This window comes from Streptomyces anatolicus, from assembly GCF_019400875.1.
Taxonomy (GTDB): domain Bacteria; phylum Actinomycetota; class Actinomycetes; order Streptomycetales; family Streptomycetaceae; genus Streptomyces; species Streptomyces anatolicus.
The window spans coordinates 1-6,421 of the sequence record NZ_WMBF01000371.1; the positions used below are offsets into that span (position 1 = coordinate 1).

General features: G+C 69.2%; 3 protein-coding genes. 1 reads left to right on the plus strand and 2 read right to left on the minus strand.

From position 1 onward, the window contains the following. Positions 1-2,007: copper-translocating P-type ATPase (locus GKQ77_RS25060; RefSeq protein ID WP_219691201.1), on the plus strand; the 2,007-nt coding region annotated here is incomplete at its 5' end. A 474-nt stretch (positions 2,008-2,481) separates the two neighbouring features. On the opposite strand, the gene GKQ77_RS25065 is transcribed toward GKQ77_RS25060, so the two are convergent. Both GKQ77_RS25065 and recD2 read right to left on the minus strand, forming a co-directional pair. Further along, positions 2,482-3,771, minus strand: a complete 1,290-nt coding sequence (locus GKQ77_RS25065; RefSeq protein WP_125512911.1) for a citrate synthase — start codon at positions 3,769-3,771, stop codon at positions 2,482-2,484. A 133-nt stretch (positions 3,772-3,904) separates the two neighbouring features. Continuing rightward, positions 3,905-6,190: an SF1B family DNA helicase RecD2 gene (gene recD2, locus GKQ77_RS25070; RefSeq protein ID WP_443728927.1), complete on the minus strand. Its 2,286-nt coding sequence runs from the start codon at positions 6,188-6,190 to the stop codon at positions 3,905-3,907. Positions 6,191-6,421 lie beyond the last annotated feature (231 nt).

A 6,421-nucleotide genomic window follows, 5' to 3' on the forward strand; every position in this document is an offset into this window, starting at 1 on the left:
GCCCCGACCACCGCGGACATCACCGAGCCCGACATCCTGCGCCGGCGACTGACCGTCTCCGCCCTGCTGTCCCTGCCGGTAGTGCTGCTCGCGATGGTCCCCGCCCTCCAGTTCGACAACTGGCAGTGGCTCTCGCTGACCCTCGCCGCGCCCGTCGTCGTCTGGGGCGGCCTGCCCTTCCACCGGGCGGCGTTCACCAATCTCCGGCACGGCGCCGCGACCATGGACACGCTCGTCTCGGTCGGCACGCTCGCCGCGTTCGGCTGGTCGCTGTGGGCGCTCTTCTTCGGGGACGCCGGAATGCCCGGCATGCGGCACGGCTTCGACCTCACCGCGTCCCCCGGCTCCGGCGCCTCGACGATCTACCTCGAAGTCGCCTCCGGTGTCATCACGTTCATCCTGCTCGGCCGCTGGCTGGAGGCCCGCTCCAAGCGGCGGGCCGGTTCCGCCCTGCGCGCCCTGCTCGAACTGGGCGCCAAGGACGTCACCGTCCTGCACGAGGGCACGGAGGAGCGGATTCCGGTCGGCCGCCTCGCCGTCGGCGACCGTTTCGTCGTACGCCCCGGAGAGACCGTCGCGACCGACGGCACCGTCGTCGAGGGCGCGTCCGCCGTGGACGCCTCGATGCTGACCGGCGAGTCCGTGCCGGTCGACGTGGGCTTGGGCGACGCCGTCACCGGGGCGACCGTGAACGACTCGGGACGCCTTGTCGTACGGGCGACCCGGGTCGGCGCCGACACCCAACTGGCCCGCATGGCCCGGCTTGTGGAGGACGCGCAGACCGGCAAGGCCCAGGTGCAGCGCCTCGCCGACCGGATCGCCGGGGTCTTCGTGCCGGTGGTCCTGCTCATCGCGGCCGGTACGCTCGGCGGCTGGCTCGGCGCCACGGGCGACGCGACCGCCGCGTTCACCGCCGCCGTCGCCGTCCTGATCATCGCCTGCCCGTGCGCCCTCGGCCTCGCCACGCCCACCGCCCTGATGGTCGGCACCGGACGCGGCGCTCAGCTCGGCATCCTCATCAAGGGCCCCGAGGTACTGGAGTCCACGCGCCGGATCGACACGATCGTCCTGGACAAGACGGGGACGGTGACGACAGGCCGTATGGAGATGGCGGACGTGTACGCCGTCGGGCACACGGACGAGAAGCAGTTGCTGCGTCTCGTGGGCGCCCTGGAGCACGCCTCCGAGCACCCCGTCGCCCGGGCCCTCGCGGCGGGCGCCGCCGACCGTCTCGGCGTCTCCGTCGGGGAGTTGGCGGCCCCGGAGCGGTTCGAGAACGTCGCCGGGTCCGGGGTGCGCGGCACAGTGGAGGGGCACGAGGTGCTCGTGGGACGCGAGCGGTTTCTCGCGGATGCGGGCGTCACGGGCCTGGACGCGCTGACCGCGCCGAGGAGCGAGGCGGAGGCGGCGGGGCGTACGGCCGTGCTTGTCGCCTGGGACGGTGTCGCGCGCGGCATGCTCGCGGTCGCCGACGCCATCAAGGAGACCAGCCCGCAGGCGGTGCGGGAGCTGCGTGCGCTCGGCCTGACGCCAATGCTGCTCACCGGCGACAACAAGGCCGTCGCCGACGCGGTCGCGCGGGCGGTGGGGATCGCCCCGGACGCCGTGTACGCGGAAGTCCTTCCGCAGGAGAAGGTCGACGTCGTACGGCGGTTGCGGGAGGAGGGCCGGGTCGTGGCGATGGTCGGGGACGGCGTGAACGACGCGGCGGCCCTCGCCACCGCCGATCTGGGCCTCGCGATGGGCACGGGTACGGACGCGGCGATCGAGGCGAGCGATCTGACGCTGGTGCGCGGGGACTTGCGGGTGGCGGCCGACGCCATCAGGCTCTCCCGGAAGACCCTCGCCACCATCAAGGGCAACCTCTTCTGGGCCTTCGGCTACAACGTCGCCGCGCTGCCGCTCGCCGCGGCCGGCCTCCTGAACCCGATGATCGCGGGAGCCGCGATGGCGTTCTCGTCGGTGTTCGTGGTCACGAACAGCCTGCGGCTGCGGACGTTCACATAACCCCTTCACATGTCCGTCTCAGCATCCTCACGCGCCCCGCGAGATCCCCATATGGGGGCTCTTGCGCATGTACGAGACATATGCAAGAGACGCAGATCACAGTGATCCGAACGTAACCATCTAGGGGGGTCGCGAGTCTAATGGGACGATGCCAGTAGATGTCTTGGGGGACGTCATCTGACATCAGGGGACATCTTGGGGGATGCTCCCTGGAATTGCGTTGCCGGGGCACGTGCACCGGGGAGCTTTGAGCGGCCCTCCCGTACGTACGCGTCCCGGCAGAGCGCAGGGCAACCACAGACGCCCGGCCGGATCCCGTGGGGGGAATCCGCACCGGGAAAAAGGGAAGCGCCCCGACCGTCGACCCGTGGGGGGATCGACGGCGGGGCGCTTCTCGCTTTTAGGAGCGCCCCAAAGGGGCGCGGGGAACTGCGCGACCAGCCCAAAGACGGCCCGCAGTTCCCGAAGAAAAGATCAGCGACCCTCAACCGGAACAAAGTCCCGAAGAACCTCACCGGTGTAGATCTGACGCGGACGCCCGATCCGCGACCCCGGCTCCTTGATCATCTCGTGCCACTGAGCAATCCACCCCGGAAGACGCCCCAGCGCAAAGAGCACCGTGAACATCTCGGTCGGGAAGCCCATGGCCCGGTAGATCAGACCCGTGTAGAAGTCCACGTTGGGGTAGAGCTTCCGCTCGACGAAGTAGTCGTCGGCCAGCGCGTGCTCTTCCAGCTTCAGCGCGATGTCCAGCAGCTCGTCGGACTTGCCGAGCGCCGAGAGGACATCGTGCGCCGCCGCCTTGATGATCTTCGCCCGGGGGTCGAAGTTCTTGTAGACGCGGTGCCCGAAGCCCATGAGCTTCACGCCGTCTTCCTTGTTCTTCACCTTGCGGATGAAGGAGTCGACGTCGCCGCCGGAGGCCTGGATGCCTTCCAGCATCTCCAGGACCGACTGGTTGGCGCCGCCGTGCAGGGGGCCCCACAGGGCCGAGATGCCGGCCGAGATCGAGGCGAACATGTTCGCCTGCGAGGAGCCGACCAGACGCACGGTGGAGGTCGAGCAGTTCTGCTCGTGGTCCGCGTGCAGGATCAGGAGCTTGTCGAGCGCGGCGACGACGACCGGGTCCAGCTCGTACTCGGCGGCGGGCACCGAGAACGTCATGCGCAGGAAGTTCTCGACGTAGCCGAGGTCGTTGCGCGGGTAGACGACCGGGTGGCCCTGCGACTTCTTGTACGCGTAGGCGGCGATCGTCGGAAGCTTGGCGAGAAGGCGGATCGTCGAGAGGTGACGCTGCTTCTCGTCGAAGGGGTTGTGGCTGTCCTGGTAGAACGTCGACAGCGCGCTCACCACGGACGACAGCATCGCCATCGGGTGGGCGTCACGCGGGAAGCCGTCGTAGAAGCGCTTGACGTCCTCGTGCAGCAGGGTGTGCTGCGTGATCTCGTTCTTGAAGCTCGCCAGCTCGTCGACCTTCGGCAGCTCGCCGTTGATCAGCAGGTACGCCACCTCGGTGAAGGTGGAGCGCTCGGCCAGCTGCTCGATCGGGTAGCCGCGGTACCGAAGGATGCCCTGTTCGCCGTCGAGATAGGTGATGGCGGATTTATAGGCGGCGGTGTTGCCATAGCCGCTGTCCAGGGTCACAAGACCGGTCTGGGTGCGGAGCTTCCCGATGTCGAAGCCCTTGTCGCCGACGGTCGAATCGATCACCGGGTAGGTGTACTCGCCATCGCCGTACCGCAGTACTACAGAGTTGTCGCTCACGTCATCCCTCACCGACGTTGTGCCTCTTCTTCGAGGTGCCCTGACTGTCTCTACCATCCCCCATTTGGCCCTGGAGAGTGCACTCGGGGTCGACCATTGGGCCTATTGGCGGCACTGAGTGCCGCCAACCTGCTCATCCTGCCCCCTTCGCCCCGGTTCCGGAAGTGCTGTGTGACGTTTCCGACTCGTTTGATCGATCAAAACGCTTCGGGCCCGCTCCGCGGCCTCCCGCGAGCCTGAAATCCAGGGCCGTACAGCGTCTGCCCGCGGAGACCGTGCGGACAGCCTGACCCAGAGCTTTGCGCGAACCGACCAGGACGACCAGCTTCTTGGCGCGTGTCACGGCGGTGTAGAGCAGATTGCGCTGGAGCATCATCCACGCGCCCGTGGTGACCGGGATCACCACGGCCGGGTACTCACTGCCCTGGGAGCGGTGGATCGTCACCGCGTACGCGTGCGCCAGCTCGTCCAGTTCGTCGAAGTCGTAGGGGACTTCCTCTTCCTCGTCGGTCAGGACGGTGAGCCGCTGCTCGTCGAGGTCGAGAGCGGTGACGACGCCGACCGTGCCGTTGAAGACGCCATTCCGCCCCTTCTCGTAGTTGTTGCGGATCTGGGTGACCTTGTCGCCGACGCGGAAGACGCGGCCGCCGAACCGCTTCTCGGGCAGGTCGGGGCGGGCGGGGGTGATGGCCTGCTGGAGGAGGCCGTTGAGGTTCCCGGCGCCCGCGGGGCCGCGGTGCATGGGGGCGAGGACCTGGACGTCGCGGCGCGGGTCGAGGCCGAACTTGCGGGGGATGCGGTGGGCCGCGACGTCGACCGTGACGCGGCCCGCGTCCTCGGTCTCCTCCTCGACGAAGAGGAAGAAGTCCTTCATGCCCTGCGTGAGGGGCGGCACACCGGAGTTGATGCGGTGGGCGTTGGTGACCACGCCCGACTCCTGGGCCTGGCGGAAGATGCGGGTGAGGCGGACGGCGGGGATCGGGCTCTCCGCGCCGAGCATGTCCCGCAGCACCTCGCCCGCGCCGACGCTGGGCAGCTGGTCGACGTCCCCCACGAAGAGCAGGTGGGCGCCGGGCGGGACGGCCTTCACCAGCTTGTTGGCGAGGAGCAGGTCGAGCATGGAGGCCTCGTCGACCACGACCAGATCGGCGTCGAGCGGCCTCTCCTTGTCGTACGCCGCGTCACCCCCGGGCCGCAGTTCGAGCAGACGGTGGACGGTGGAGGCCTCCGCGCCGGTGAGTTCGGCGAGGCGCTTCGCGGCGCGGCCGGTGGGGGCGGCGAGGACGACCTTGGCCTTCTTGGCGCGGGCCAGCTCGACGATGGAGCGGACCGTGAAGGACTTGCCGCAGCCGGGGCCGCCGGTCAGGACGGCGACCTTCTGGGTCAGCGCGAGCCGCACGGCCGCTTCCTGCTCGGGCGCGAGCGTGGCCCCCGTGCGGTCCGCGAGCCAGGCCAGCGCCTTGTCCCAGGCGACGTCCTTGAAGGCGGGCATCCGGTCCTCGGGGGTCCTCAGGAGGCGCGTCAGCTGGCCGGCCAGGGAGAGTTCGGCGCGGTGGAAGGGGACCAGATAGACGGCGGTGATGTCGTCGCCGCCCTCCGGGTCGGGGAGGGATTCGCGCACGACGCCCTCCTCCTCCCCCGCCAGCTCGGTGAGGCAGTCGATGACCAGGCCCGTGTCGACCTGGAGCAGCTTCACCGCGTCGGAGATGAGGCGCTCCTCGGGGAGGTAGCAGTTGCCCTGGTCGGTGGAGTTCGAAAGGGCGTACTGGAGACCGGCCTTGACGCGTTCGGGGCTGTCGTGCGGGATGCCGACGGCCTGGGCGATGCGGTCGGCGGTGAGGAAGCCGATGCCCCAGACGTCGGCGGCGAGGCGATAGGGCTCGTTCTTCACGACGGAGATGGACGCGTCGGCGTACTTCTTGTAGATGCGCACGGCGATGGAGGTGGAGACGCCGACTCCCTGGAGGAAGACCATCACTTCCTTGATGGCCTTCTGCTCCTCCCAGGCGGCGGCGATCATCTTGGTCCGCTTGGGGCCGAGGCCGGGCACTTCCACGAGCCGCTTCGGCTCGCGCTCGATGATGTCGAGGGTGTCGACGCCGAAGTGGGTGGTGATCCGGTCGGCCATCACGGGGCCGATGCCCTTGATGAGGCCGGAGCCGAGATAGCGGCGGATGCCCTGGATGGTGGCGGGCAGCACCGTCGTGTAGTTCTCGCAGGTGAACTGCTTGCCGTACTGCGGGTGGGAGCCCCAGCGGCCCCGCATGCGCAGGCTCTCGCCGACCTGGGCGCCGAGCAGTGAGCCGACGACGGTCAGCAGGTCGCCGGCGCCGCGGCCGGTGTCGACGCGCGCGACCGTGTACCCGGTCTCCTCATTGGCGTACGTGATGCGCTCGAGGACCCCCTCGAGCGTCGCCATCGCCACAGCTGGACTCGACATGATCCGACGCTACCGCCCGGCACCGACAGCGCGGACGGCCTGTGGACAACTTCCGGCCTGTGGACAACTCTCCGCGCCCTGGACAACTTCCCGCGCCTGGGCGGCTCCCGCCGTGGACAACGGCGAAGGGGCCCGGTCCGTCGACCGGGCCCCTTCGGTCCCTCCCCTATGCCAGAAACCCCGCGATTCCCCCCGAGATCCCCCCAGATC